This is a genomic window from Actinomadura livida (assembly GCF_014648675.1).
GTDB classification, from domain to species: Bacteria; Actinomycetota; Actinomycetes; order Streptosporangiales; family Streptosporangiaceae; genus Spirillospora; species Spirillospora livida.
This window is the reverse complement of the sequence record NZ_BMRO01000013.1, coordinates 28873-54960: the sequence shown is the minus strand read 5'-3', so window position 1 is coordinate 54960 and position 26088 is coordinate 28873. Positions and strand designations below refer to the sequence as shown.

Sequence of the window (26088 nt, the reverse complement as noted above, 5' to 3'; positions counted from 1 at the left end):
CCAGTAGGGCCAGCCTCCGCCCAGTACGCCGTTCAGCGAAGCACCCCGTCGCCATCCCGTCACCGGTCCCGAGCCGCACCTGGCGGCACAAGCGTGCGTCAGCCCGGCGGCCGCGGCAAGGCCGCACAGAAGTTGATCTCCGCGCGGATTTGACACTGTCACCGTGACAGTGTCATCATCGGACACATGGAAGGCACCTGGACGATCAGCGAGCTGGCCGAGCGGGCCGCCGCGGCACTTGCCGTGGACGGATCCACGCAGGTCAGCGGCCGGGTGCGCGACATTCCCAACGAACGGCTGATCCGCTGGTACACCACGATCGGCCTGGTCGACCCGCCCCTCGGCCGCCGCGGCCGCACCGCCCTGTACGGACCGCGCCACCTCCTGCAGCTCGTCGCGGTGAAACGCCGCCAGGCCGCGGGTCTCTCGATCGCCCAGATCCAGGTCGAGCTCACCGGCGCGACCGACGCGACCCTCGAACGGATCGCCGCCCTCCCCTACCCGGCGCCTCAACCGCCCGGAGGACGCGGCGCAGCAGGACGTGGCACAGCAGGGCGCGCGGCCCGCCCTCCGGCGCCCTCCACGCCGGCTCCTTCAGGCCAACCCACAGTCCCCGCCGGCCTTCCGGCGCACCTCGACTTCGGTGACATCGAACCGGCCCCATCCGCGAACTCCGCAGCCGAATCGGCGCCCCGCCAACCCGAGGACGGCGCCGCGTCGGCCGGCCCTACCGGCGACGAGCACGACACCGCGCACTCCGCCTTCTGGCGGGTGCGCCCGGACATCTCCTACACCGAGGCGGCCGTCGCCGATGACTACGGGGCGGACGCCCCCGCCGAGTCTCGTCCCACGGTCGTCCAGGGCGTACGACTAATTCCCGGCCTCACCCTTCTCCTGGACGTCCCCGCGCTGAACGGCGAAGACCTGGCCGCCATCGAGACCGCCGCACGTCCGCTGCTCGACGAGCTGCACCGGCGCGGTCTCCTCGCCCCCGCCTCAAGCCCCGCGTTCCTGCCCGCCGATCCCACCCGGAGGTCCCAGTGACCGTGCGCATACTGCCGCTACCCGACACCGAGCCCCCGGCCACCGACCGCGGGATCGGCGCCCTCACCACCGAAAGGGGCAACCTGCCGCTCGACTCCGTGAGCGTGCACGCCTCGATCACCGGGCTGGCCGCCGGCATCGAGGTCGTCCAGGAGTTCCGCAACCCGTTCGACGTGCCGCTGGAGGCCACCTACATCTTCCCGCTGCCCGACCGCGCCGCCGTCACCGCGCTGCGCATGGAGGCCGCCGACCGGGTCATCGAGGGGACGCTGAAGGAACGCGGCCAAGCCCGGCAGGACTATGACGCGGCCATCGCCGCCGGGCAGCGCGCGGCGATCGCGGAGGAGGACCGCCCGGACGTCTTCACCATGCGGGTGGGGAACATCCTTCCCGGCGAACGCGTGACGATCACGCTGACGCTCGACCAGCCCCTTCCCCACGAGTCGGCCTCCAGCGCGGTGTTCCGTTTCCCGCTCGTCGTCGCGCCCCGCTACATTCCGGGCACCCCCGTGGAGGGTGAGCGTTCCGGCTCCGGAGTCGCCGACGACACCGACGCCGTGCCCGACGCGTCCCGCATCAGCCCGCCCGTCCTCCTCCCCGGGTTCCCGAACCCCGTCCAGCTCGCCGTCAGCGTCGACATCGACCCCGCCGGGCTGCCACTGACCCAGATCCGGTCGGCGCTCCATGTAGTCGCCGAAGAAGACGAGGGCGAGCGCACCACCGTGCGGCTGCAACCAGGTGAACGCCTCGACCGCGACTTCATCCTGCGCCTCGACTACGCCCCGCACGAAAGCGCGGCGCTCTCCCTGGTCCCGGACGAGACCGGCGATGAGGGAACGTTCACCCTGACCGTCCTGCCCTCCGGAGAGGCACGCCCCAGGCCACGGGACGTGGTGCTCGTCCTCGACCGCTCCGGCAGCATGCAGGGCTGGAAGATGGTCGCGGCCCGCCGCGCCGCCGCCCGCATCGTCGACACGCTCCGCACCGAGGACAGGTTCGCGGTCCTGTCGTTCGACACCGTCATCGAACGCCCCCGAGACCTCGGCACCGGCCTGGTCGAGGGCACCGACCGCAACCGGTTCCGCGCCGTCGAACACCTGGCGGCGCTGCACGCGCGCGGCGGCACCGAGATGCTCACGCCCCTCGACGAAGGCTGCCGCCTCCTCACCGAGACCGGCCGCGACCGGGTACTGGTCCTCATCACCGACGGTCAGGTCGGCAACGAAGACCAGATCCTGGCCCGCCTGGAACCGCGGCTGCGCGACGTTCGCGTCCACACGGTCGGGATCGACCAGGCCGTCAACGCGGGCTTCCTCAACCGCCTCGCCGCCGTCGGCCAGGGCCGATGCGAACTCGTCGAGTCCGAAGACCGCCTGGACGAGGCGATGGAACACATCCACCACCGGATCGCCGCGCCGCTCGCGACCGGGCTCACCCTCCACGCCGACGGCCTGGAGATCATGCCCGACTCCGTGGCCCCAGCCCGGCTGGGCGCACTCTTCCTCGGCGTGCCCCTGGTGATCGCCGGACGCTTCCGCGGAACCGCCACCGGGTCGCTGACCGTCCGCGGCACCGGCTCCACGGGAACGGCCTGGCAACAGCGGGCCACGGCCACCGTCGCCGAGAACTCCGCCACCACGTCCATCTGGGCTCGCGCACACCTGCGCGACCTGGAAGACCGCTACACGACCGGCGGCCCCGACGACCTGGAACAACGCATCGTCACCGCGTCCCTCCGCTTCGGCGTCCTGTGCCGCTTCACCGCGTTCGTCGCGGTCGACAGCCGCGTGGTCACCGACGGCACCGCCCCCCACCAGGCCGTCCAGCCGGTGGAGACGCCCCGAGGCTGGGCCGCCCAGCCCGCCGCGGCCCCGCTGATGGCCGAATTCGCGGCCGCTCCGGACAGCGCAACCGTGGCCTGGGCAGCACCGCCTCCTGCGCCTTCCGGCCCGCCGCCCCCGTCCAGCACCGCCGGCATGCCCACGAGAAGCTCTGGCCGCCCCCGCAGCGCCGCCCCGCGTCCGGGATCGATGCCACGGCGGACCCGCACGCCGGCACCGACCGAGATCCAGCGAGAACTGGCCAACGTGCTCGACCGTCTCCGCCAGGCTCCGGACACCCCTGACCAGCGCGTCCACCACCTGCTACGCGATCTCCTCCCCGTCCTGGAGTGGATCGTCCAGCGCATGGAGACGCAATCCCCGAACGCCACGCCCCTAGCCAACCTCCGCGACGACCTCCGCCGCCTCACCCCCGCAGCGGACCAGGCCACCGTGGACGCCCTGTGGACTCGCGCCCTCCAGACCCTCAGCGACTTCACGGGCTCCCCAAGCCCTCGCCGCCCCTTCTGGAAACGCCACCCCTGACCCGCCCACCGACTCCCACCGAACGCCGACCAGTCACCTGACGAACCGCAGAACCAGCGAGCAACCCAGCTGCACCTAGGGACTCGCCGGGGGGCATCATCTGGCCTTTCTGGGGTGGGTAGGCGGGGCGGTTTGTTGGTGGAGGGTCGCGTTAGGCGGGGGTGTGGTGGGTGGAGCGGCGGCGGAGGGCGAGGAGGTTCAAGAGAAGGCCGGTTACGGCTACGGCGCTGACGAGGTTGACGCCCGGGGTGAAGTCGGAGAAGCCGTCTCCGCCGGTGGTGGTTCCGGTCGCGACCAGGGCGGTCACGAGTGCGAGGACCAGGGCGGCGCCGACCTGGCCCGAGGTGTTGACCAGACCGGAGGCGAGGCCCTGCTCGGAGTCGTCGATGCCGTCCGTCGCCTGGCTCATGATCGAGCTGAACCCGAACGCGAACCCGCCGCCCAGCAGCAGCATCGTCGGCAGGATGGTCAGGACGTAGTGGGGGGCGCTCCCCGCCGTGGCCAGGAACCATCCGTACCCGAGGGTCAGGGACGTCATGGAGGTGATGATCAAGCGGGCCGTCCCGTAGCGGTCGATCAGGCGGCCGACGAACGGCGACCCGAAGGCCACGAAGAGCCCCGCGGGCAGCAGCGCCATCGCCATCTTCAGCGGCGACCAGCCGAGCACGTCCTGCAGGTAGAGCGTCATCATGAACTGGAAGCTGAGGTACGAGCCGAAGAGCGCGACGATGCTCAGGTTGGCCTGGACGACCGCCCCGATCCGCAGGATCCCCAACCGGACCAGCGGGTGCCGCACCCGGTTCTCGGCGACGAAGAAGGCGACCAGCAACGCGGCCGCCGACGCGGCGACGCCGAGCGTGACCGGGTCGAGCCACCCCCGATCCGGGGCGGAGACGACGGTGTAGACGGCCAGCAGCATGCCGCCGCTCAAGGTCACGGCGCCGACGAGGTCATGACCGCCGCTCGCCGCCGGCTTGTCCCGGGGAATCAGCGCGGCGCCCGCGACCAGGGCGATGAGGGCGATCGGCACGGGCGTGAGGAACGTCCAGCGCCACCCGAATCCGGTGAGCAGCCCACCGAGGATCAAGCCGGACGAGTAGCCGCTGGCCCCGAAGACCGAGAACACGGACAGCGCCCGGTTGCGTGCGGGCCCCTCATGGAAGGTGGTGGTCAGGATGGAAAGTGCGGTCGGTGCGGTGAACGCGGCCGCCAGTCCCTTGACGAAACGGGTGGCGATCAGGAGCACCCCGTTGTCCACGAGGCCGCCGACCAGGGAGGCGAGGGCGAACACGGCCAGTGCGGTGAGGAAGACCCGGCGGCGTCCCAGCAGGTCGGCGGTGCGCCCGCCCAGCAGGAGCAGACCACCGTAACCGAGCACGTAGCCGTTCACGATCCACTGCAATGACGTCGTCGAAAGGCCCAGCTCGGCCCCGATCGACGGGAGCGCCACGCCCACCATCGAGACGTCGAGCGCATCGAGGAACAACACGGCGCACAGCACCGCGAGGACCCCCCAGAGCCGGGGGCTCCAGGCCTGTCCGGCCGCATCCGAGGCGGCCGGCCCACGGACTGCAGAAGCGGTTGAGGTGTCAGTGATAGTCACGTCGGAGGACGGTACATGCGTGTGCATCAAATGTCTACGCACTAGATTCTCGCGAATTTAATGACCGAGCATCTGATGCGTACGCATGCTAGGATGCGCGCCATGAAGGCGGAGGCTGACCTGATCGTTCGGTGGCGCGAGCTCGCGACCTGCTACAACGCGGTCGCGTGTGCTCTCGAGCGCGCCCTGCAGGACGCTCACGGCCTCACCATGAGCGAGTACGAGACCCTCGACCGCCTCGTCGACCTCAACAGTAAGAAGTGCCGCATGCAGGAGGTCGCCGCGGCCATGTACCTGAGCCAGAGCGCCCTGTCCCGCACCGTCGCCCGCCTGGAAAAACAGGGTTACGTCCAGCGAGCCCTATGCCAGAACGACCGCCGCGGCATCTTCGTCGAACTCACCGACGCAGGCCGCCGCCACCACGCCGAGGCCCGCGAAACCCACCTGAAGATCCTCGCCGAACACCTGACCCCGAATCCCTAACCCCGGCCTTACCGCCCGCCCCTACCGCCTCATCGCCCGCCCCTACAGGCGCTGGCAAGCCACCCGACCACCTCCGTTCATGACCGGACGGGTGGCGGACGGGCTTCGCCGGCCGTTTGCGGTCACGCTTCTTGGGCGGCGAGTTTCGCGAGGCCGGCGGCGGCCGAGGGGGCGCGTAGGGCGATCTCTGCGCCGTCCCCGGTGGTTAGCCCTACGCCGTGCAGGCCCGCTGGGCCGTCGACGAACCGGAGTGGAAGCGCGGCGAACGTCTCGGGGCCCACGTGCTCCTCCAGTTCGGACGGGTCGCCGCCCACCTCCAGCCAAGAGATCTCGCGGAGCGGGCGCTCGTGGGTCATCGCGGCACGGCGCGCGGGGTGCTGCGTCAGGTCCTCGTGGAAGTACCAGTTCGGCAGTCCGCGCGCCCACGTCACCGCGGCGTCGCCGGGCGCCATGATCGTCGTTGTGGTGGTGCCGTCGGGTCGCCGGGCACCCGGGGCCGTCACCACCTCGCCGCCGAAGCGCCAGGCGACCTCTTCCAGGTCGGCGCGGCTGCGGGCCCTCAGGTTCCAGGTCATCCAGTGGTTCCCGCGGCGGGTCGTCTCCGCGAACCAGGTGCGGAACGCGTCCACCCCGGGCGGCAGCTCGGCTTGGTGGTCGATGACCGATTCGACGTTGACGTAGACGTCGCCCGGCAACGGGATGACGCGGTGCGCGGTCGGCATGACGTCCAGCCAGCCGCCCTCGTGGCTGCGCAGCCCGGTCTCGACGCGCAGCTGCTCGGCGGCGGCATACAGATGCCGCACCCCGAGCGTGAAGTGATCCAGGTCGTGGACAGCCATGGGCCCCTCCGCCAGGATGAAGGTGTTGCTTGACAAACTGATTTGAAAGCAAATCTAAATTTGGAGAGGTCCGATGTCAACGGGCGAGCCCAGCGTCGATCAGGGTGTGCGCGAGATGATCCTGCTGATGCCGCGGCTGATGGCGCGGGCGAAGCGGACGCCGATCCCGGAGCGGTTGCGCGACTTCGCTCTCACGCCCCGGCACCTGTCCCTGCTGGCACTGCTGCTCTACGACGAGTCCGCCACGGTCAAGCAGCTCGCGGCCCAACTCCAACTCGCCTCCACCACGGTCAGCCTCATGGTGGGAGACCTGAGTCGCCAGGGCATCCTGCTGCGCCGGGAGGACGAGCGTGACCGCCGCAGGACGATCGTGAGCATCTCCGACGTCCACCGCCCCGCGATCGAGACGTGGCTGGGGGCCGGCGCGGCGGCGTGGCGGACCGTCTTCGAGCCGATGTCCCCGGACGAGCGAAAGCTGGTGATCGACGCCCTGCTCACCTACGAGCGGGAGACCATGGCCCTGACCCGCCAGCCGGACTGAGCCGACCTCTGCCGCCGTCAGCCCGCACCGCCAGGCGCCTCCTGGGCGGCCGTGGCGTCGCCGGCCGGGGGCGGCATTACGGGCCGGGGCGGGGTTTTGCGGGTGCGGTAGGCGCGAGCAGTCGCCGCTCCCCGGAGCGATGATGCCCGGAACGTCCGCGTGCTCGGCCCGGTCGGCCAGCCAGCTGATGACAGGCGCTGGCGGTCCGTTCGCGAGGTCGCTTAGACGCTGCTGTTGGCAAGCCTGTTAGCAAAGAGGCCCCTTCCATGATCGGAAGGGGCCTCTGACGTGGGAGCCGCCTATCGGAATCGAACCGATGACCTATTCATTACGAGTGAATCGCTCTGCCGACTGAGCTAAGGCGGCTTGCCGGGTCGGGCACGGCGGGAAAGAGTCTACCGGGTCCGCGGGGGTGGGTGTGCACTGGTTATTCAGCGGCACCTGGTTCCGTTGTCGGGCGGGTCGCCGGTGATCAGGTAGTCGCCGGTGGCCTTGGTGATGCAGGGGTTGCCCTGGAGGTAGGCGGTGTGGCCGTCGCCGTCGTAGGTGAGCAGGACGCCGCTGGAGAGCTGGTCGGCGAGGTTCTCGGACCACTTGTACGGGGTGGCGGGGTCGCGGGTTGTGCCGATGACGAGGATGGGGGCGGCGCCGTTGGCGGTGAGGGGTTTGGGTTCCTGGTCGGTCTGGGTGGGCCAGTAGACGCACGGGACGCCGCCCCAGACGACGAAGGGGCCGAAGCGGGGGGCGACCTTCTTCGCTTCGGCGGCGGCCTTGCCGTAGGTGGCGAGGTCCGGGGGGTTGGGCTTGTCGACGCAGTTGACGGCCATGTTGGCGTCGGTCTGGTTGCTGTAGGTGCCGTCGGGTTCGCGTTCGACCATCTCGTCCGCGAGGCCGAGGAGGGTGGTGCCGTCCTTGTTCTGCATGGCCGCGGTCAGGGCCTGGCGGAGGACGGGCCAGTACTCCTTGACGTAGAGGGACCGGGCGATGCCCATCACGGCCAGGGACTCGGTGACCTTGCGGGAGTCCCGGGAGCTGGTGAGGGGCTGCTTGTCGGTTTCGGCGAGGAAGGTGGAGATGCTCTCGATGACGGCGTCGGCGGAGGTGCCGAAGGGGCAGTTGCCCGTCCCGACGCAGTCTTCGGCGAAGGCGCGCAGGGCCGTTTCGAAGCCCTTGGCCTGTTCGATCAGGAGGTCGGTCGAGGAGAGGTTGGGGTCGACGGCGCCGTCCAGGACCAGGGCGCGGAAGTTCTTGGGGAACTGCTCGGCGTAGAAGGCGCCGAGGTAGGTGCCGTAGGAGGCGCCGTAGTAGGTGAGCTTGTCGTCGCCCAGGGCGGCGCGGAGGATGTCCATGTCGCGGGCGGCGTTGACGGTGCCCACGTAGGGGAGTTTGTCCTCGGCCTTGGTCTCGCAGTTCTGCGCGAACTTCTCGCCTTGGGCGCCGAGTCGCTCGGTCTCGCGCTGGTCGTCCGGGGAGGCGTCGGTGGCGAAGAAGGCGTCGAGCTGGGCGCCGGTGTTGCAGCGGACCGCGGCGCTGTCGGCGACGCCGCGGGGGTCGAAGCCGACGAGGTCGAAGCGGCTGCGGAGGTCGGCGCCGAAGGCGCGGGCGGCCTGGCGGATGAAGTCGACACCGGAGCCGCCGGGGCCGCCCGGGTTCGTGAGCAGCGAGCCGATGCGGTTGGAGCCGTCCGAGGCCGGGAGCCGGATGACGGAGATCCCGATCTTCTCGCCGGACGGCTTGGAGTAGTCCAGCGGCACCTGGACGGTGGCGCACTCGAAGTCGTCCTTGCAGTCCTTCCAGGACGGCTTCTGCTCGTAGAACGTGTCGAGCCCGGTGGGGACGGCGGACCGGGCGGTGTTCTCGCCGCCCCCGTCGCTGCACCCGGCGACCGCCGTGAACGCAAGCACGGTGGCCACGCCGATGGTCTTCGCTGCCCGCACCCTTGACCCCGTCTCGTCGTAGCGGCACGTACGCCGCCGCCTACGCTACGTCGGCGCGGCCGCCGGCGGCCACTTCCCGGTGTTCGTGTTCCATCCCTTCGGGCACGGAGTTCCAAACACCCGGCCAAGAAATCGGGGCGATGACACCGCCGGATGAAACATCAGCCGATGGTGTGATTCCGATCGCTTTAGCGGCCGATGTCTTGAAACCTCTGGTTACCTCTCCGTAGCTTACGGAACCGTAAGTTACGCGCCATCGGGGAGGCATCTTGGCCGCCGCAACCCGGAACACACCCACCACCGCGAGCCGAGCCACGGTCGCGCAGCGGCTCACGGCGTTCGCGCGGCAGCTGACCACGCCGCTGCTGCCGGAGGACTACCTCGGCCTGGTGAACCCGCTGCTGTCCACGGAGGAGCTCCGGGGCCGGGTCGAGGCCGTCCGGCACGAGGCGCCGTCCGTGGCGACCCTGCTGATCCGGCCGGGCCGGATGTGGCGGGGGCACCGGCCGGGCCAGTGGGTCAAGGTCGGGGTCGACATCGACGGCGTCCGGCACTGGCGGACGTTCTCGCTGTCGTCCCCGCCGAGGCCGGACGGCCGCATCACCGTCACGGTCAAGGCGGCGCCGGACGGCTTCGTCTCCGCGCATCTCGTCCGCGAGATGCGTCCGGGCACGATCGTCCGGCTCGCCCCGGCGGAGGGCGACTTCGTGCTGCCCTCGCCCGTCCCGGCGAAGCTGCTGTTCGTCACGGCGGGCAGCGGGATCACGCCGGTCATGGCCATGCTGCGGCACCTGCGCGGCACGTCCGACGTCGTGCTCGTCCACTCGGACCGGACGGCCGGCGACGTGATCTTCGGCGCCGAGCTCCGCCGGATGGACGGGGTGCGGCTGCACGAGCGGCACACGACGGCGGACGGCCGCGTCAAGCCGTCCGACCTGCCGGACATCTGCCCCGACTGGGCCGAGCGCGCGGCGTGGGCCTGCGGCCCCGGCGCGATGCTGGACGACCTCGCCGAGCACTGGCGGGCGGCCGGAGCCGAGGAACGCCTGCGCGTGGAACGTTTTCAAACCGTCCTGGCCGGCGGCACCGGTGCGGGCGGGCGCGTCACGTTCAGCAAGAGCGGGATCGAGGTGGACGCGGACGGCGCCACCCCGCTGCTGGTCGCCGGCGAGGAGGCCGGGGCGCTGCTGCCGAGCGGCTGCCGGATGGGCATCTGCTACAGCTGCGTCGGCCGGCTGTGCTCCGGCAAGGTCCGCGACCTGCGCACCGGCGAGGTCCACGGCGACGAGGGCGAGATCGTCCAGACCTGCGTCTCGGCCGCCGCCGGCCCGGTGGAGATCGAACTCTGAGAGGAGCACGACGATGACCGTCACCACGACCAAGGCCCCGGAGGCCGGTACCGCGGACCGGCTCACGCCCGAGGACTACGAGACCATCGCCCGCGAGCTCGACGCACTCCGCGACGAGATCACCGCGACGCTCGGGGCGCGCGACGCCGCCTACATCCGGCGGGTGATCCGCTGGCAGCGCGGCCTGGAGGCCGGCGGCCGCGCGCTGCTGATGGCGTCCTCGCTGCCGCCCGCCTGGGTCGCCGGGACCGCGACGCTCGCCGTCGCGAAGATCCTGGAGAACATGGAGATCGGGCACAACGTCATGCACGGCCAGTGGGACTGGATGCGCGACCCGAAGATCCACTCGACGACGTGGGAGTGGGACAACGTCTCCCCCGCCGAGCAGTGGAAGCACTCGCACAACTTCGTCCACCACACGTTCACCAACGTGCTCGGCAAGGACAACGACGTCGGCTACGGCATCCTGCGGATCGCGCCCGAGCAGAAGTGGGCCCCGGTCTACCTCGCGCAGCCCCTCTACAACCTGCTGCTCGCGATGTTCTTCGAGTACGGGGTCGCGGTGCACGACCTGGAGATCGACAAGATCCGGACGGGCCGGCACGACGAAGAGGTCACCAAGGAGAAGCTGCGCGCGATCGGCCGCAAGATCCGCCGCCAGTGGGGCAAGGACTACCTGGCGTTCCCGCTGCTCACCGGCCCGCAGTTCGTCCCCACGCTGGCGGCGAACTTCACCGCGAACGTCGTCCGCAACTTCTGGGCCCACATGATCATCTTCTGCGGGCACTTCCCGGGGGACGTGGAGGTGTTCGAGGAGGAGCGGCTGGAGGGCGAGACGAAGGGCGAGTGGTACGTCCGGCAGCTCTGCGGGTCGGCCAACATCACGGGCGGGCCGCTGCTCCACCTGATGAGCGGCAACCTCAGCCACCAGATCGAGCACCACCTGTTCCCGGACCTGCCGAGCAACCGCTACGCCGAGATCGCCCCGCGCGTCCGGCAGCTCTGCGAGAAGTACGACCTGCCGTACCACACGGGGTCGCTGTCGAAGCAGGTCACGAGCACGTGGAAGAAGATCTTCCGGTACGCCCTGCCCGGTGGGGCGCGCACGGCGAAGGCCGGCTGAGCGGCGCGGTTCAGCCGAGGGCCTGCGCCACCGGGAGGAAGAGGCGGGACGGGTCGTTCGCGACGGGGGCGCCGAACTCCATGATCGTCGTGGTGAACGCGGGACGCAGACCGTGCCGCTCCGCCCAGTCGATCAGCTCGGGGTGCCGGTGGTCGATGTCGAGCCTCACCAGCCCTTCGGGGACGACCTCGTCCACCAGCGTGAGCGCGGTTTCGGCGTCCTGCGCGATGATAGGGCCGACGATGACCTGGGCGCCGTTGCGCCACGCGCCGCCGTAGCCCGCGATGCCTGTCCCGTCCCGGACGACCCGTAGCGTCTCGCAGAACGTTGGCAATCCGTCGACCACCTGCGAGCGGTCGGCGCCGAACACTTCGGTATCGAGTGCGTGGACGGCGGCCATGTCGGCTTCCTCTACCGGCTTGGTCGCGCTCCGGTGGGACGACCCCTCGGACACTCCCGTGTACGTGGTGCACAGCCCCATGGACCTGAAGCCCATACGCTCGTACAGCGGACGCCCATAATCCGTGGCAGTCAGGCAGGTGCTGGCGGTCCCGGCCTCGTCCATCACGTGGCGCATCATCCGTCCGCCCAGGCCGCGCCGCTCGAAGCGCTTGGCGACCAGCACCATGCTGATGGCGGCGACGTCCTTCCCGTAAGGGGTGCACACCACCGTCCCGGCAAGTTCGCCGTTCCCGTCGTCCACGCCGTAGACGTGGCCGACGGAGAACAGGAAGCGCCACTTGTGGTCCTCCGGCCCCCACCCCCGGTCCTTGGCGAGCCGCTGGCAGGCACCGAGCTCGTCTATTCCGAGCAATCGCATATCCCCATCCACGGGACGCGACCATAGATCTGCCCCGGACCGCGCCACAACCGGATTTGCGGCCGGTCAGGTCGCGTCGCCGGTGCCTTCGCCGTCGTTGTAGTGCGCGTCGTGCTGGCGGCGCGGCGAGCAGACCGAGGCGGACGGGCAGGAGCAGCGCCCGCCGCTGTTGAGCCGGACGGTGACCTTGTCGGACGGGACGTTGCGCCCCACGACCTGCCCGGGCCCGCTGGGAGTCTCCACGCGGGAGCCGAGGGCGGGCATCCGCTCGTGCGCCTTGACGTAGAGGGGGTGCTCGTACTTGAGGCAGCACATCAGCCGCCCGCACGCCCCGGCGATGCGCAGCGGGTTGACCGGAAGGTCCTGCTCCTTCGCCATGCGGACGGAGACCGGCTCGAAGTCCTTGAGGAAGGTGGCGCAGCACAGGTCGCGGCCGCAGGGACCGATGCCGCCCTGGAGGCGGGCCTCGTCGCGGGGGCCGACCTGCCGCAGCTCGACCCGCGCCTTGATGCCGCGGGCCAGGTCGCGGACGAGGGCGCGGAAGTCGACGCGGTGCGGCGCCGTGAAGTAGATCTTGAAGACGTTGTCGGTGTCGAGGTAGTCGACGCCGATGACCTTCATCGGGAGGTCGTGCTTGCGGATGAGCCGCTTGGCGATCGAGCGGCCCTCGGCGCGGCGGCGGCGGTTGGCCTCGTCGCGGGCGAGGTGCTCGTCGGTGGCGGGGCCGGCGCATTCGGGGAGGCCGCCGATGTCGTCGGAGACCCACTGCGGCGCCCACACGCACTCGGCGACCTCGGGGCCCGAGTCGGTCGGGACGAGGACCTTGTCGCCGACCTTCGGGGTGTGCGGACCCGGGTCGAGGTAGTAGAGCCGGCCGTAACGGGTGAAGCTGACTGCCATCACCATGCCCACGGTTTCGCTCCGTTCGCCCGGTTTCGTGCGATCCACTTTAGGCCGTCCAGGCGGGCCGCTCACCAGGCGGCGTCGGTGAGGTCCTCTCCGGGAACGGGGTGCGTGCCCTGTGGATAGAGGTCGCCGGCGGTGGCGAGGAAGCCATTGCCCATGGGGGTCGCGTCAAGGTCGGTGAGGTCGCCCTTCACGTTCTGCTGCCACACGACCTCGCCGGGCTGCCCCTCCAGCGTGTACGCCTGTACGGAGAGCTGGGAGTTCTTCATGATGCCGACGGCGATGCCCTTGCCGTAGAAGACCGCCGCCGTGCCGCCCTCGGGGAGGGGCATGAGGGCCTTGCTCACCCTCAGGTCGCCCCCGGCACCGTCCGTGTCGAGGGTGCGGACCTCGTGCTTGGTCTCCTTGACCTCGCCGCCCACCGCCCGGACAGGGCTCCAGACGAACGACAGCGTCGCGCCGGACCACGAGAGGCTGCCGATACGGCCGGGCGACTTCGTCGTCCACACCTTGCGGGCACCGTCCTGGAACGACACGACCTCCACGCGGGCGCGCATGCCCTTGTAGGTGACGTAGGCGAAGCGGTCGCCGTTCGAGCTCACGGCGAGTTCCGACCACTTGGTGGACGCGCCCGTACCGGAGATGCCGGCCTTCGCGATGTCCTCCAGGGACTTGGGGCGCCCGTCCTCGTCCAGGAAGAAGCGCTGGAACGCCACGTCCCTGCCGGCGTAGGACGCGACGACGTACGAGCCGTCCCGTGCGGGGGCGACGCGGTGGAAGCGGCGGTCCGGCGGCGCGGCGACGGGGAGGCCGACGTCGTCACCGGTCTGCGTGTCCCGGACGACGAGCGCGGCACCGGACTCGGTGATCCCGACGACGTAGCGCGCCGGGGTCTGCGCGGCCTCAGCCGAGGTTTTGGCCTCGCTCTCCTTCTTCGCGGCGCGCTGGTGGCTCCGCACCACGTCCACGCCCGCGCCGATGACGAGCGCCGCGGCGGCGGCGACGCCGATGGGGACGAGTCCCTTCCACGAGCCGAGGCTCGTCCCGGGGGGTGGATCCTCGCGCCTGTCGCTCATGGGGTCGACCCGCACCTGCCCTTCCGTTGCCCGTGCCCGTCGTTTCTACCTCATGCAAGCGCCGCTCCGCACCGGAGTCGCGGGCGGCGTCAGCCGAGCGCCGCCCGCGCGGCATCGACCAGGGAAGCACGATACGACCCGCCGAAGAGCGCCACGTGCACGAGGAGCGGATGCAGCTGGTGCAGCGGGACCCGTGCGCGCCAGCCGTCCGCAAGGGGCGCGGCCTCGTCGTAGGCGGCTAGGACGCGGTCCAGGTGCGGCGTCCCGAACAGCGCCATCATCGCCAGGTCGGTCTCGCGGTGGCCGCCGTGCGCCGCGGGGTCGATGAGCATCGCCCGGTCGCCGGTCCACAGGACGTTGCCCGACCACAGGTCGCCGTGGATGCGGCTCGGCGGCTCCGGCGGCCCGGCGAGCGCCTCGACGTCCGCCATCACCCGCTCGACCAGCCGGACGTCGCCGGACGAGAGGTGCCGGGCGCCGCGGCGGAGGAACGGTTCGAGCCGGCGCTCGGCGTACCAGCGGGGCCAGCCGCGGTCGTCGGGCGTGTTGTCCAGCGGCAGGTCGGCGATGTAGCCGTCCCAGGGCGCCCCGTAGGCCCGCGGGCGGGCGCCGGTGTGCAGGGCGGCCAGTTCGCGCCCGAGGCGCTCGGCGGCGGCCGGGGTGGGCGACGCGGACGGCAGCCACGGCAGGACGAGCATGCCGCCGTCCGCCGCGACGACCTCGGGGACGGGCGTCCCGGGGCCTGCCTCCCCCAGCCACCGCAGCCCGGCGGCCTCTGCGGCGAAGACGTCCTCCTGATCAGAGGCGGTTGCCGGGGGGTTTGGGGGGTCGTCCCCCCAAAACGACGCAGAGGCGGTTGCCGGGGGGTTTGGGGGGTCGTCCCCCCAAAACGACGCAGAGGCGGCCTTCACGAAGACTTCGCGGCCGTCGGCCAGGGACGCGCGGTGCAGCGTCCAGGAGTGGCTGGACCCCAGGTCGGTCAGGTCGTCGACCGGTGTTCCGAGCAGGCGCTCAAGCCCGTCCCTCACCCGGCTCAGCCTCCTTGAGCGCGGCGCGGATCTCCTCCAGGAGGCCCGGCATGGCCGCCTCCACCTGCTCCATGACGAGGTCGAAGTCGTCGCGGCCGCCGTAGTAGGGGTCGGGGACGTCGAGATCGGGGCCCGCGTCCGGGTCGAACTCGCGCAGCAGCCGGATCCTTCCGCGCGCCTCCTCGTCCGGCGCCATCGCCCGCAGTGCGCGCTTGTGGCCCTCGTCCAGCGCGACGATCAGGTCGTAGCGGTCGAACCAGCCGGCCTCGAACTGGCGGGCGATGTGCGCGGACCGGTATCCCGCCCGCGCCAGCGCGGCGACGGTCCGCTCGTCGGCGTCGTTGCCCACGTGCCAGTTCCCGGTGCCCGAACTGTCCACCTCGACGTCCAACCCCTCCTCCTCCACGTGATGGCGCAGGACCCACTCGGCCATGGGCGAGCGGCAGATGTTGCCGGTGCAGACGAACGTGACTCGGTACGACATGCCCTCATCATGCCCGAGGCATCAAAACCGGAGCCTGCCGATGCCGCAGCCCAGGGGCTACGCAAAGAACGCGGCCCCCGGCCACGTGGGCTGGGGGCCGCGTCCCTGGGGTGGGTCTCAGGCCAGGGTTCAGCGGACGGCGTTCAGCGCGTCCACGATGCCGTTGCCGAAGAACCCGTTCCTCTCCTTCGACCCTTCACAGGTCTGGGTCGAGGTCCGCTTCACCCATTCGTCGCCCGACCGGGCGTACCAGACGTACTCCACCGTCCGGGGGCTCGGGCAGGGCTTGGCGGTGGCGGTACCGCGCAGGACCTGCTCGACCCGGCGCGGGCTAAGGGTGAGGCCGCCGTTGTGGCGGTCCCGGTGGCCGTACTTGCTGACGATCAGCGCGGCGACGCCGACGGCGTGCGGCGACGCCATCGAGGTGCCCTGGATGGACTGGTAGTAGGCGCAGTCGTCGGCCTTGCAGCTCTGGACGAGGTACGGCACGTTCGGCGTCCCGTCGGCGTTCAGCTCACCGCGGGCCTTCGCGAGCCGCTCGGGGTAGGCGGCCCAGATGCCGGCGCGGTCGTCCGGACGCTGGTCGGCGGTGTCGACCTTGTCGCCGCCGGGCGCCGCGACCGCGACGTAGCCGTCGCCGAAGCTGCTGTAGTACGACTTGCGGCCGCTCGGGCCGGTCGACGACACCGGGATGACGTGGTCGCCCTCGGACGGCATCGACACGCACTCCGGCGGGATCGTCCGCTCGTACGGCTCCTCGCCCGGCACGGACGGGAAGCCGGGGCTGCCGCTGTCGGTGTTCGTCTTCGTGTAGTCGACGAAGTCGTTCCCGGCCGCGGAGATCAGCGTGACGCCGCGCTCGTGCGCGAAGTTCAGCGCCCGCTGCGTCGCCTTGATGATGGTGCTCTGCTCGAGCTGGGCCTCAGGGCTGTCGGCCGGGTTGCTCACGCAGTTCCAGAGCCACGGGTCGACGTAGTAGCTCATGTTGACCACGTCGATGCCCGTCTTGCCCGCGTAGGTGAGGCCGTCGACGGTCGGCTGCAGGAAGAAGTAGCCGGAGTCCTGGCCGACGCGGAGGTTGACGAGCGACACGTTCGGCGCGACGCCCGCCATGCCGAGCCCGTTGCGGGGCGAGGCGATCGTGGACGCGACGTGCGTCCCGTGGTCGTTGTCGTCCCAGTCGTCGGGGTCGACGCACGACTCGAACTCGCAGGGCCCGTCGAGCTCGTCGCCGTTCCCGTCGGTCGGGATGTCGCGGGTGAAGTTGCGGCTGAGCTTCCGGTTGAAGTTCGGCTTGATGTCCGGGTGGTCACCGTCGACGCCCGTGTCGAGGATGCCGACCAGGACGCGCTTGTCGCCCGGCTCCCTCTGGTACGAGCCGTCGGCCGTCGCGTGGATCTGCTTCATGTCCCACTGCAGGTCGGCCAGCGGTTCGGTGTCCTTCGACGGCTTGCCGGTCAGGGAGACGGTGGCCTTGTCGCCGACGGTCTCCTCGACTTTCGCGACCTTCTTCTTCGGCGCCTTCGGCGCCTTTCCGATGATCCGGTTGTGCGCGACACCCTCCAGTTCCCTTTCACGCATCGCGGCGCGGATGAACTGCGGATTCTTCGAGCGGACGGTCGCGACGCCCACATCGCGGTTCTCGTGGACGACCTTGCCTCCGGCCTCCTTCACCGCCTGACGCGCTTTGCCGGGCTGCACGCCCTCCCTGTAGAGGACGACGTACTCCGACTCCTCGCCGTTCGCGTGCCCCGGATTCGGGGCCGCGGACGCGGGGAACGCGAGGGCCGTCACTGTGGTGACGGCACACGCGGCGGAAATCAACGCTCGCCGCAAAGCAGAACCTCCTGGCCGTTGGGGGGATAGCCCGGTTCGGTCGATGATCAGCCAGGTGACGTTACTCGTGTGTTCATTGAGAGGTGCGTACGGAAATGTAACGAATGGGAGCAGTTTTTGTAAGGCTCACGTCATCCGGTACGCAGCGTGAGCGTCAGCGCTTCGAACGCCAGCAGCGGATTCACGTTCGCGTCCAATCGCTCCCGGCACATCATGATGGCGTCGAGGCGTTTCAGCGTGTCCTCGGGGCGGCCGTTCTGCGCGGCCGTCCGCAGCTCCGGGCCCAGGTCGATGTTGACGAGGTCACTGCCCGCCCCCAGTTGCAGGGTCAGCACGTCCCGGTAGTAGGAGGCGAGGTCGAGGAGCGTACGGTCCAGCGCATCGCGCAGCACCCGCGTCGCCCGCGACTTCTGGCGGGCTTCGAGGTCCTTGAGGGGGCCCGCCGTCCCGCGCGGCATCCGCCCCTTCTCGCTCTCCCCCAGCGCCTTGCGCAACGCCGACGTCTCCGACTCGGCCAGCTCCGCCGTCTGCGAGTCCCGCTCCGCCTCGGCGGCCTTCACGAGCGTCCCCGCCGCCGCGACCGCCGGGCCCACCCCGGTCAGCCGGCGCGGAACGGCCACCACGTCGTCGCGCACCTTGCGCATCCGGGGGTCCGAGGCGAGCCGCCGCGCACGGCTGATGTGCCCCTGCGCGGCCCGCGCCACCACCTCGGCGGTGTCCCGGTCGACACCGTCCCGCTGGACGAGCATGTCCGCGACGGCCGCGATCGGCGGGGTCCGCAGCGTCACCAGCCGGCACCGCGACCTGATCGTCACCAGGAGATCCTCCGGCGACGGCGTGCACAGCAGCCACACCGTCCGCCGCGGCGGCTCCTCGATCGCCTTCAGCAGCGCGTTCGCCGCGCCCTCGGTGGCCCGGTCCGCCTCCTCGAAGAGCACGATCTGCCAGGCACTCCCGCTCGGCGACGACGACGCCCGCAGCACCAGTGCGCGCGCGTCCTTGATCCCGAAGGACAGCCCCTGCGGACGGACGACCTCGACGTCCGCGTGCGTCCCCTGGAGGACCTGGTGGCAGGACGCGCAGTGCCCGCAGCCCCGCGGCGTCTCCCGGCACTGCAGCGCCGCGGCGAACGCCCGCGCCGCGGCGACGCGGCCCGACCCGGGCGGCCCGGTGAACAGCCACGCGTGCGCCGGGGCGGCCGGTCCCGCCGCGGCGGCCGACAGCTCCGCGACGACGGGCTCCTGCCCCACCAGGTCATTCCAGACGCTCATGGCAAGAGGCTAACCGCGCCGCGGCGGTCAGAAGTCCCTGATGACCGGGAAGGTGCTCGTGGCGTCCTCGGTCCCGGCGGGGACGGGGTCGGGGAGGATCTCGCGGATGCGGTACTGGATCTCGCGGCTCAGCTCCCCCTGCGGGCGGCTCGCGTCCAGGATCAGGTACCGGTCCGGGTCGGCCTCCGCCAGCGCGCGGAACCCGGCGCGGACCCGCTCGTGGAACTCCTGCGACTCCGACTCGATGCGGTCGGCGGGCGCGGACAGCCGGCCGAGGCCCGTCTGCGGCGGCACCTCCAGCAGGACGGTCAGGTCCGGCACGAGCCCGCCGGTCGCCCAGGCGTTGACGCGCGCGATGTCCTCGACCGCCTGCTGGCGCCCGAACCCCTGGTAGGCGAGGGACGAGTCGACGTACCGGTCGCTCACCACGATCACGCCGCGCTCGATCGCCGGCTTGATCACGTTGGCGACGTGGTCGGCGCGGTCGGCCGCGTACAGCAGGCTCTCGGCGCGGTCGGACAGGCCGGTGGTGTCGCGGTCGAGCAGCATCGCGCGCAGCCGCATGCCGATCTTCGTGGCGCCGGGCTCGTGCGTCGTGACGACGTCGTAGCCGTGGTCGCGCAACCAGATCGCGGCGAGCCGCGCCTGGGTGGTCTTCCCGGCGCCCTCGCCGCCCTCGAACGCGATGAACACGCCGCGCTCGCGCCGGACGGGCTGCTGCTGCGCCGCGGCGGCGGCCTGCTCCGGCGGCGTGTAGATCTCGCCGTGCAGCGCGGCGCGCAGGTCGGGGCCGAGGGGGATGCCGCGCCGGTCGTCCAGCCGCCGGTACGCGACAGCGCCGAGCAGCAGCGCGACGACGGCCGCGGCGAGCATCGCGGCGCCGGACCCGTCGACGTCGTAGACGGCGCCGCCGAGCTCGATGCGGTGCGAGCCGACCACCCCGGCGATCAGCGGGACGGCGGCGAACGCGACCACGGCGGTGACGAGCACGACCGCGCGCAGGTAGGCGGCCGGGCGGCTGTCCTCCGGCGCCTCCGCGTCGGCCGTGCCCTCGCGTGCCGCGGCGGTGCCGGTCGACCACGCGGCCCCCGCGAACACCCCGAGGAAACCGGTCACGAACACGACGACGACGAGGTTCTGCACGAGGGCGATCACGACGAGCGCGAGCGCGGCGGCGATGACCGCGAGCCCGTTCAGCCGCCGGCGGCTGAACGGGACGAGCGCGCGGGGTCCGAGGAACAGCCCGAACGCGAGCCCGAACGCGAGGCCGGCGAGGACGCTGCCGTACCCCGCGTCACCTCCGCCCAGCTCGCCGGTGTGCACGCGGGCGACGGCGACGACCGCGCCCGCGGTGACGGACGCGGCGGCGACGGCGAGGCCGAGCCCGCGGGCGGCGGCCGTGCCCGGCCCCTGGAAGAGCGACTTCAGCGGCGCCGGCACCGGATGCGGCGGCTCCGCGGGGATCTCCCGGATCATGGCGACGGCCGCGGCCGAGGCGAGGAACACCGCGGCGGTCACGTACAGGGCGAGGTCGGCGCGGGAGCCGCGGCCGAGCGTCCCGTCCGCGACCAGGGCGAGGACGGCGAACAGCGGCGCGGCGAACAGCGCCGGGCCGAAGATCGCGCGGGTCGCCCAGCGGCGGGCGCCGGGACGCAGGTCGTCGTGCGCGACCATCGCGGGCAGCGACACCCGTGCCGTGGGCGTCCACAGCAGGTTCAGGCAGGCGACGAGGAACGCGGCGGCCAGCGTCCACGGCAGCAGGTCCAGCAGCGGCACCGTCACGATGACCACCAGCCGCAGCACGTCGGCGATCAGCAGCATGAGCCGGCGGTCGGCGCGGGCGGCGAGCGCCGCGCCGACCGGGGCGAGCAGCACCGCCGGCAGCAGCATCAGGGCCAGCACGCCTCCCACCGCCTGCGCGCGGGTGGCGGCGTCCTCGTCGCGGGTCAGCGCCGCGGCCATCGCGGTCAGCGCCGGGACGGCGAGCCACAGGCCGAGGGCCGACAGCGACAGCGCGAACCGCAGCCGCCGGAACGGCCCGTCCGCCGAGCGTGACGAATGTGACGAAACACCCGGCGGCTGGGACGCTGCGGGGTACGGCCGGTGTGCGCCCGTTCTGGTCATGTCGGTCAGGGTATCGGCGTAGATGTCCCTAGGAGCCGGACTTCGCGGAGGTTCGGCGACGCGTTGTGGTCTTCTTCGCGGGCTTCTTCTTCCCGCCGCTCGCCGCCACCTTCTCGCGCCGCTCGGCGAGCAGTTCCGCGGCCCGCTGGATGGTGATCGACTCGACCTCGTCGCCCTTGCGCAGGCTCGCGTTCGTCTCGCCGTCGGTGACGTACGGGCCGAACCGGCCCTCCTTCACCACGACCGGCTTCCCGCTGGACGGGTCGTTGCCGAGCTCGCGCAACGGCGCGGCGGCCGCCGCCCGGCGCCCCCGCTGTTTCGGCTGCGCGAACAGCTCCTTCGCCTGCTCCAGCGTGACCGTGAACAGCTCCTCTTCCGAGCCGAGCGAACGGCTGTCGGTGCCCTTCTTGATGTACGGCCCGAACCGCCCGTTCTGCGCCGTGACCGGCTCGCCGTCCAGCTCGCCGAGCGTGCGCGGCAGCGACAGCAGCTTCAGCGCGTCGTCCAGCGTGATCGTGTCGAGCGACATCGACTTGAACAGCGAGCTCGTGCGCGGCTTGGCGGCGTCGGCCTTCTTCGTCCGCTTCTTCTTCTCCCCTTCGGCGGGCGGCGCCGCCTCCGGGAGGATCTCGGTGACGTACGGGCCGAACCGCCCCGACTTGGCGACGATCGTGTGCCCGGTCTCCGGGTCGGTGCCGAGTTCCCGGTCGCCGGACGGCTGCGCGAACAGCTCCTCGGCCTTCTCGGCGGTCAGCTCGTCCGGCGCGATGTCGTCGGGGATGTTGACGCGCTCGCCGTCCCGGTCCAGGTAGGGGCCGTAGCGCCCGACCCGCACCATGATGTCCGTGCCCTTGATCGGGAAGGAGCTGACGCCCTTGGCGTCGATGTCGCTGATGTCGCTGACGAGCTCCTTCAGGCCGTCCTCGGAGTTCTCGCCGTCGCCGAAGTAGAACCGGCTCAGCCAGCGGACGCGCTCGGCCTCACCGCGGGCGATCTCGTCGAGGCCGTCCTCCATGTGGGCGGTGAAGTCGTAGTCGACCAGGTTCCCGAAGTGCTGCTCCAGCAGGTTCACCACGGCGAACGCCAGGAACGACGGGACGAGCGCGGTGCCCTTCTTGAACACGTACTCGCGGCCCAGGATCGTGCCGATGATCGCGGCGTACGTCGACGGCCGCCCGATCTCCCGCTCCTCCAGCTCCTTGACCAGGCTGGCCTCGGTGTAGCGCGCCGGGGGACGGGTCGAGTGGCCCTCCGCGTCCACGGCGGCCGCGGTCAGCGGGTCGCCCTCCGCCAGGTTCGGCAGCCGCCGCTCCTGGTCGTCGCGGTCGGTGGCCGGGTCGTCCGCGCTCTCCACGTACGCCTTGAGGAACCCGTGGAACGTGATCGTCTTGCCGGTCGCGCTGAACTCGGCGCGCTCGTTCCGCGTCGACAGGCCGGTCACGCGGATCGTCACCGACTGGCCCGCCGCGTCCTTCATCTGGGACGCGATCGTCCGCTTCCAGATCAGCTCGTACAGCCGGAACTGGTCGCCGGACAGGCCCGTCTCCGCCGGGGTGCGGAACGTCTCGCCCGCCGGGCGGATCGCCTCGTGCGCCTCCTGCGCGTTCTTCACCTTGGAGGCGTACACGCGCGGCTTGTCCGGGACGTACTCGGCGCCGAACAGCGCCGCCGCCTGCCGCCGCGCCGCCGTGATCGCCGTCTCCGACAGCGTGATCGAGTCGGTTCGCATGTAGGTGATGAAGCCGTTCTCGTACAGCTTCTGCGCCACCGACATCGTGTACTTCGCGGAGAAGTTCAGCTTGCGGCTGGCCTCCTGCTGGAGAGTGGTCGTCCGAAACGGGGGGTACGGCTTGCGCGTGTACGGCTTCCGCTCGACGGACTTGACCTCGTACGGCCGGCCGCGCAGCCGCTCCGCCAGGCCGCGGGCGGCGCCCTCGTCCAGGTGCAGCACGTCCCGCGCCTTCAGGGTGCCGTCGGACGCGAAGTCGCGGCCCTGCGCCACCCGCTTGCCGTCCACGGACACGAGCCCGGCCTTGAACGCCTTCGGCTCCTCGTCCCGGCCGGTGTCGAACTGCGCCGCGATGTCCCAGTAGTGGGCGGGGACGAACGCGATCCGCTCCCGCTCCCGCTCCACGACCAGCCGCGTCGCCACCGACTGCACCCGGCCCGCCGACAGCTTCGGCATGACCTTCTTCCACAGGACGGGGCTGACCTCGTACCCGTAGAGGCGGTCGAGGATGCGGCGCGTCTCCTGCGCGTCCACCAACCGCAGGTTCAGCGACCGCGGGTTCTGGGCGGCCTGCTGGATCGCGTCCTTGGTGATCTCGTTGAAGACCATCCGGTGCACGGGGACCTTCGGCTTGAGCACCTCCTGGAGGTGCCAGGCGATCGCCTCGCCCTCCCGGTCCTCGTCCGTCGCGAGGTAGAGCTCGTCGGCCTCGGCGAGCAGCTTCTTCAGCTTCTGGACCTGCTGCCGCTTGTCGGCGTTCACGACGTACAGCGGTTCGAACTCGTGCTCGACGTTCACGCCGAGCTTGGCCCACGACTCGCCCTTGTACTTGGCCGGCACCTCCGAGGCGCTCCCCGGGAGGTCCCGGATATGGCCGATACTGGACTCCACGATGTAGCCACGACCCAGGTACCCGGCGATCGTCTTCGCCTTCGCGGGCGACTCGACGATCACCAGGCGGGTACCGGCGCCGTTGCCCCGGCCACTGTTCGCGGTGCCGTTGTTGGCTGGCACAGTCGCTCCAACCTCGCTGTCTCGGTCCTCTAACACAAGCTCTTTCTTACCGGCTTGGTACAACGTCGCAGGACGGCACGTTCATGCCCGCGGTCCGCATCCGCCGCCTCACCACCGTCATTCCGCCCCGGGACGGGATTCTCATCGCCGCGCGCCCCAGACAGGATGACATGCCGCCGGACGCCGCGCGGACCGGGTCGCCACGGTACGGTGCCGCATCCCGGTAGACCAAGTAATAATGGTCCCAATGGCGGAGTACACCTACCTCGTCCTGTCACTGCCCCGTGGAACGACACGCGACACGGCGCGGCAGATCCTGACCGAGCACGCGGAGCGCGGCGGCTGGGAGATCGACCGCCTGCGCCTCTACCCGGACGGCCGCCGCCGTATTCAGCTCCGCCGCAAGGTCATCCGCGCCGTCCGCACGTTCTGAACCGTTCCCGCCGGTCCGCCCGGAGCGTAGCACTACGTACGTCCCGAATGACGCAACGTGAACATAATTCCTGATGAGAAGGCTTCGCCCGCCCCGGGCCGCGCCAACCGGGACGGGCGAAGCGTCTCTCACCGGCGCAGAGCGCGGCGGTTCCGGCTCCGGCTCAGCGTCGGCCGAGCCTGAGCCTCCGGGTCAGCCCCAGCGCCCCGGCCATGAAGGCCAGCAGCGCCGCGGCCCCGAACGTCCACGTGGCCCCGGCCGAGTCCTCGGCGGCGATCGCCTGCTCGGCCGAGACGTGCTTCACCGGCCCGAGCCCGGCCGGCAGCTCGATCCCGCCGTCCTCCGCCAGCCCCACCGCCTGCAGGGACGGCACGACCGGCGAGCCGGGCACGACCACCCCGCCCGCGGTCCCGGGCACCTTCCCGTCCAGCCCGCGCGCCACCGGCAGCCGGACGACCTCCGCACCCTCCGAAGGAACGCCGATCGCAGGCACGTGATGCGAGTTCGCGCGCGCACCGGCCCCCGGCACCCCGGCCAGCGCACCCGCCGCAGGCAGCCTGACCACCTTCAGGTCGCCCGCCCCGGGAAGCGCGCCGACCGGGGAAGATGCGCTCAGCCCGGGGATCACGCCACCCGCGGACCGCTTGGTCAGTCCACCCGTCGCGGGGAGCTTGACCACCTCGAGGTCACCGGCCCCGGGAAGTGCACTGACCGGAGAGGAACCGCCCTGCCCCGGGATTACGTCGTCTGCGGACCGCGCTCCGGGCACGCCCTTCACCTCGGTCAGGCCAGCCGTCGCAGGAAGCTTGAGCGGCTTGAGGGCAGCGGACGGGGGTGCGTGGTTCGGCTTCGTCCGTGCGTCGGACGCGGGGACGCCGAGCTCTTGGAGTGCGCTGATGGGGGACGTGCCGCCCAGGCCCGGGAGGGCGTTGAGCGTGACCATGTCGCCCGCGTTCGGCTGGGCGTTGAGCAGCGGGAGGGTGGGCGGCGCGGTCGTCCGGTAGCCGTCGTGGTCGCCGTAACCGTCGTGGTCGCCGTAGCCGCCGTGGTCGCCGTGGCATAGGGCGGACGCCTGGCCGACCAGTGCGGCGGCGTTGCCGCACACGTTCGCGGGGATCTTGGCCGGTGCGTGGGCCTGGTCGCCGGCGAGGATCCCGGCCGTTCCGGACGTGTGCAGGTCGCCGCCCGAGGGGCTCCGCACGTGGGAACCGCCCTCGCAGAACGCGCCCGCCTGCCCGACGATCGCGGCGGCGTTGCCGCAGACTGTGAGGGGGAGGCTGATCGGGGCGTTGGCCTGGTCGCCCGCGATGACGCCGAGGGCGCCGTTGGTGACCTGTCGCCCCGTCCGGTGGCCGCCGTTGCGGACGGACGCGCCGCCCCCGCAGGCCGCCGCGGCGTTGCCGACCGCGTTGCCGCAGATGTCGACGGGAATGGAGATCGGCAGGTTCGCCTGGTTGCCGCTGCCGACGCCGAGAACGCCGGACGTCTCCTGCCCCGACCCCGTGTGCCCGCCGTTCTTGACCTTGGCGCCGCCCTCGCAGCCGGCGACCGCGGCACCGGCGACCGCGACCGCGTTGCCGCACACGTTGACGGGGAGGGAGATCGGCGCGTTCACCTGGTTGCCCGCCAGGATGCCGCCCGACCCGCTGGTGGCCTGGTCGCCGCTTCCGCCGTCCTCGACCTTCGCGCCGCCCTTGCAGCCCGCGTCCGCGTGCCCGAGGACGGCGGCGCCGTTGCCGCAGACGTTCACCGGCAGGGAGATGGGGGCGTTGATCTGGTTTCCGGACGCGATGCCGTGGTTGCCGGAGGTCTGCTGCGCGCCGCCGCCGGTCTCGCGGACCTTGGCGCCGCCCTTGGACGCGGCGTGGCTCGTCCCGAGCAGGGAGGCGCCGTTGCCGCTGACGTCGACCGGCACGGAGACCGGTATGTCGATCTGGTTGCCGCTCAGCACTCCGCCGTTGCCGCTGGTGACGTCGGCGTGGGACGGGGTGGCGGTGACGCCGAGGGCGACAAGGCCCGCGGCGACCACGGCGGCACGAGATATGCCTTTTGCCCGCGTTCGCATGATGCTCCGTTCGTGAA

The 26088-nt window shown here is 71.4% G+C and carries 20 protein-coding genes and 1 tRNA gene; 7 read left to right on the top strand and 14 right to left on the bottom strand.

Features of this window, described 5'->3' with window-relative positions; genetic code table 11:
* Nucleotides 1-186 precede the first annotated feature (186 nt).
* Both IEZ03_RS27895 and IEZ03_RS27890 read left to right on the top strand, forming a co-directional pair.
* On the top strand, nt 187-1044 hold the full coding sequence (locus IEZ03_RS27895; protein WP_184889474.1) for a helix-turn-helix domain-containing protein: 858 nt from the start codon (nt 187-189) through the stop codon (nt 1042-1044).
* Complete coding sequence (locus tag IEZ03_RS27890) at nt 1041-3410, top strand: VIT domain-containing protein (protein ID WP_184889476.1); 2370 nt, start codon at nt 1041-1043, stop codon at nt 3408-3410. The genes IEZ03_RS27895 and IEZ03_RS27890 overlap by 4 nt, the downstream gene beginning before the upstream one ends.
* A 151-nt stretch (nt 3411-3561) precedes the next feature.
* Here the strand turns inward: IEZ03_RS27890 and IEZ03_RS27885 are convergent, their stop codons facing one another.
* Nucleotides 3562-5040 (bottom strand): MFS transporter, encoded by a 1479-nt coding sequence (locus IEZ03_RS27885; RefSeq protein ID WP_184889478.1) that lies wholly within the window; start codon nt 5038-5040, stop codon nt 3562-3564.
* Nucleotides 5041-5115: 75 nt separating this feature from the next.
* Here IEZ03_RS27885 and IEZ03_RS27880 point away from each other — a divergent pair, with 75 nt between their 5' ends.
* Complete coding sequence (locus IEZ03_RS27880; protein WP_184889480.1) at nt 5116-5496, top strand: MarR family winged helix-turn-helix transcriptional regulator; 381 nt, start codon at nt 5116-5118, stop codon at nt 5494-5496.
* 122 nt (nt 5497-5618) lie between these two features.
* On the opposite strand, the gene IEZ03_RS27875 is transcribed toward IEZ03_RS27880, so the two are convergent.
* The gene (locus tag IEZ03_RS27875) at nt 5619-6335 is read right to left on the bottom strand and encodes a VOC family protein (RefSeq protein ID WP_184889482.1); all 717 of its coding nucleotides are present in this window, start codon (nt 6333-6335) and stop codon (nt 5619-5621) included.
* A gap of 73 nt (nt 6336-6408) precedes the next feature.
* On the opposite strand from IEZ03_RS27875, the gene IEZ03_RS27870 reads away from it, so the two are divergent.
* Nucleotides 6409-6876: a MarR family transcriptional regulator gene (locus IEZ03_RS27870; protein WP_184889484.1), complete on the top strand. Its 468-nt coding sequence runs from the start codon at nt 6409-6411 to the stop codon at nt 6874-6876.
* Between the two features lie 293 nt (nt 6877-7169).
* Here IEZ03_RS27870 and IEZ03_RS27865 read toward each other — a convergent pair.
* Both IEZ03_RS27865 and IEZ03_RS27860 read right to left on the bottom strand, forming a co-directional pair.
* Nucleotides 7170-7242, bottom strand: a tRNA-Thr gene (locus IEZ03_RS27865).
* Between the two features lie 65 nt (nt 7243-7307).
* Nucleotides 7308-8789, bottom strand: a complete 1482-nt coding sequence (locus tag IEZ03_RS27860; RefSeq protein WP_184890973.1) for an alpha/beta hydrolase — start codon at nt 8787-8789, stop codon at nt 7308-7310.
* A 293-nt stretch (nt 8790-9082) separates the two neighbouring features.
* Here IEZ03_RS27860 and IEZ03_RS27855 point away from each other — a divergent pair, with 293 nt between their 5' ends.
* Complete coding sequence (locus tag IEZ03_RS27855) at nt 9083-10162, top strand: ferredoxin reductase (RefSeq protein WP_184889487.1); 1080 nt, start codon at nt 9083-9085, stop codon at nt 10160-10162.
* Nucleotides 10163-10175: 13 nt separating this feature from the next.
* Nucleotides 10176-11285 carry a fatty acid desaturase family protein gene (locus tag IEZ03_RS27850; protein WP_184889489.1) on the top strand — a complete coding sequence of 370 codons (1110 nt, stop codon included), beginning with the start codon at nt 10176-10178 and terminating at the stop codon, nt 11283-11285.
* Between the two features lie 10 nt (nt 11286-11295).
* On the opposite strand, the gene IEZ03_RS27845 is transcribed toward IEZ03_RS27850, so the two are convergent.
* From IEZ03_RS27845 to topA, 9 genes are all read right to left on the bottom strand, one after another.
* Nucleotides 11296-12105 carry a GNAT family N-acetyltransferase gene (locus IEZ03_RS27845; RefSeq protein ID WP_184889491.1) on the bottom strand — a complete coding sequence of 270 codons (810 nt, stop codon included), beginning with the start codon at nt 12103-12105 and terminating at the stop codon, nt 11296-11298.
* A 66-nt stretch (nt 12106-12171) separates the two neighbouring features.
* The gene (locus tag IEZ03_RS27840) at nt 12172-13011 is read right to left on the bottom strand and encodes a PSP1 domain-containing protein (protein ID WP_184890974.1); all 840 of its coding nucleotides are present in this window, start codon (nt 13009-13011) and stop codon (nt 12172-12174) included.
* 65 nt (nt 13012-13076) lie between these two features.
* Nucleotides 13077-14087, bottom strand: a complete 1011-nt coding sequence (locus IEZ03_RS27835; RefSeq protein ID WP_184889493.1) for a hypothetical protein — start codon at nt 14085-14087, stop codon at nt 13077-13079.
* An 89-nt stretch (nt 14088-14176) separates the two neighbouring features.
* Complete coding sequence (locus tag IEZ03_RS27830) at nt 14177-15115, bottom strand: fructosamine kinase family protein (RefSeq protein WP_229808627.1); 939 nt, start codon at nt 15113-15115, stop codon at nt 14177-14179.
* The gene (locus IEZ03_RS27825) at nt 15099-15599 is read right to left on the bottom strand and encodes a low molecular weight protein-tyrosine-phosphatase (RefSeq protein ID WP_184889495.1); all 501 of its coding nucleotides are present in this window, start codon (nt 15597-15599) and stop codon (nt 15099-15101) included. The genes IEZ03_RS27830 and IEZ03_RS27825 overlap by 17 nt, the downstream gene beginning before the upstream one ends.
* Nucleotides 15600-15728: 129 nt before the next feature.
* Nucleotides 15729-17393, bottom strand: a complete 1665-nt coding sequence (locus IEZ03_RS27820; RefSeq protein ID WP_229808626.1) for a S8 family peptidase — start codon at nt 17391-17393, stop codon at nt 15729-15731.
* 173 nt (nt 17394-17566) lie between these two features.
* A complete protein-coding gene (locus IEZ03_RS27815) occupies nt 17567-18706 on the bottom strand; it encodes a DNA polymerase III subunit delta' (protein ID WP_184889499.1) in 1140 nt (379 codons plus the stop codon).
* Nucleotides 18707-18733: 27 nt separating this feature from the next.
* Nucleotides 18734-20830, bottom strand: coding sequence for a dTMP kinase (tmk, locus tag IEZ03_RS27810; protein ID WP_184889501.1), 2097 nt, complete (start codon nt 20828-20830; stop codon nt 18734-18736).
* 28 nt (nt 20831-20858) lie between these two features.
* Nucleotides 20859-23573 carry a type I DNA topoisomerase gene (topA, locus tag IEZ03_RS27805; protein ID WP_184889503.1) on the bottom strand — a complete coding sequence of 905 codons (2715 nt, stop codon included), beginning with the start codon at nt 23571-23573 and terminating at the stop codon, nt 20859-20861.
* A gap of 247 nt (nt 23574-23820) precedes the next feature.
* On the opposite strand from topA, the gene IEZ03_RS27800 reads away from it, so the two are divergent.
* Nucleotides 23821-24006, top strand: coding sequence for a DUF5703 family protein (locus IEZ03_RS27800; RefSeq protein WP_021596264.1), 186 nt, complete (start codon nt 23821-23823; stop codon nt 24004-24006).
* Nucleotides 24007-24169: 163 nt separating this feature from the next.
* Here the strand turns inward: IEZ03_RS27800 and IEZ03_RS27795 are convergent, their stop codons facing one another.
* Complete coding sequence (locus tag IEZ03_RS27795; RefSeq protein ID WP_184889505.1) at nt 24170-26071, bottom strand: chaplin family protein; 1902 nt, start codon at nt 26069-26071, stop codon at nt 24170-24172.
* Between the last annotated feature and the right edge of the window lie 17 nt (nt 26072-26088).

Excerpts from the sequence above, each read along its gene's own strand:
- IEZ03_RS27895 (WP_184889474.1), top strand. The coding sequence starts at position 187 with ATGGAAGGCACCTGGACGATCAGCGAGCTGGCCGAGCGGGCCGCCGCG.
- IEZ03_RS27885 (WP_184889478.1), bottom strand. The coding sequence starts at position 5,040 with ATGCACACGCATGTACCGTCCTCCGACGTGACTATCACTGACACCTCA.
- IEZ03_RS27880 (WP_184889480.1), top strand. The coding sequence starts at position 5,116 with ATGAAGGCGGAGGCTGACCTGATCGTTCGGTGGCGCGAGCTCGCGACC.
- IEZ03_RS27875 (WP_184889482.1), bottom strand. The coding sequence starts at position 6,335 with ATGGCTGTCCACGACCTGGATCACTTCACGCTCGGGGTGCGGCATCTG.
- IEZ03_RS27870 (WP_184889484.1), top strand. The coding sequence starts at position 6,409 with ATGTCAACGGGCGAGCCCAGCGTCGATCAGGGTGTGCGCGAGATGATC.
- IEZ03_RS27850 (WP_184889489.1), top strand. The coding sequence starts at position 10,176 with ATGACCGTCACCACGACCAAGGCCCCGGAGGCCGGTACCGCGGACCGG.
- IEZ03_RS27845 (WP_184889491.1), bottom strand. The coding sequence starts at position 12,105 with ATGCGATTGCTCGGAATAGACGAGCTCGGTGCCTGCCAGCGGCTCGCC.
- IEZ03_RS27840 (WP_184890974.1), bottom strand. The coding sequence starts at position 13,011 with ATGGTGATGGCAGTCAGCTTCACCCGTTACGGCCGGCTCTACTACCTC.
- IEZ03_RS27835 (WP_184889493.1), bottom strand. The coding sequence starts at position 14,087 with ATGAGCGACAGGCGCGAGGATCCACCCCCCGGGACGAGCCTCGGCTCG.
- IEZ03_RS27825 (WP_184889495.1), bottom strand. The coding sequence starts at position 15,599 with ATGTCGTACCGAGTCACGTTCGTCTGCACCGGCAACATCTGCCGCTCG.
- IEZ03_RS27815 (WP_184889499.1), bottom strand. The coding sequence starts at position 18,706 with ATGAGCGTCTGGAATGACCTGGTGGGGCAGGAGCCCGTCGTCGCGGAG.
- tmk (WP_184889501.1), bottom strand. The coding sequence starts at position 20,830 with ATGACCAGAACGGGCGCACACCGGCCGTACCCCGCAGCGTCCCAGCCG.
- IEZ03_RS27800 (WP_021596264.1), top strand. The coding sequence starts at position 23,821 with ATGGCGGAGTACACCTACCTCGTCCTGTCACTGCCCCGTGGAACGACA.
- IEZ03_RS27795 (WP_184889505.1), bottom strand. The coding sequence starts at position 26,071 with ATGCGAACGCGGGCAAAAGGCATATCTCGTGCCGCCGTGGTCGCCGCG.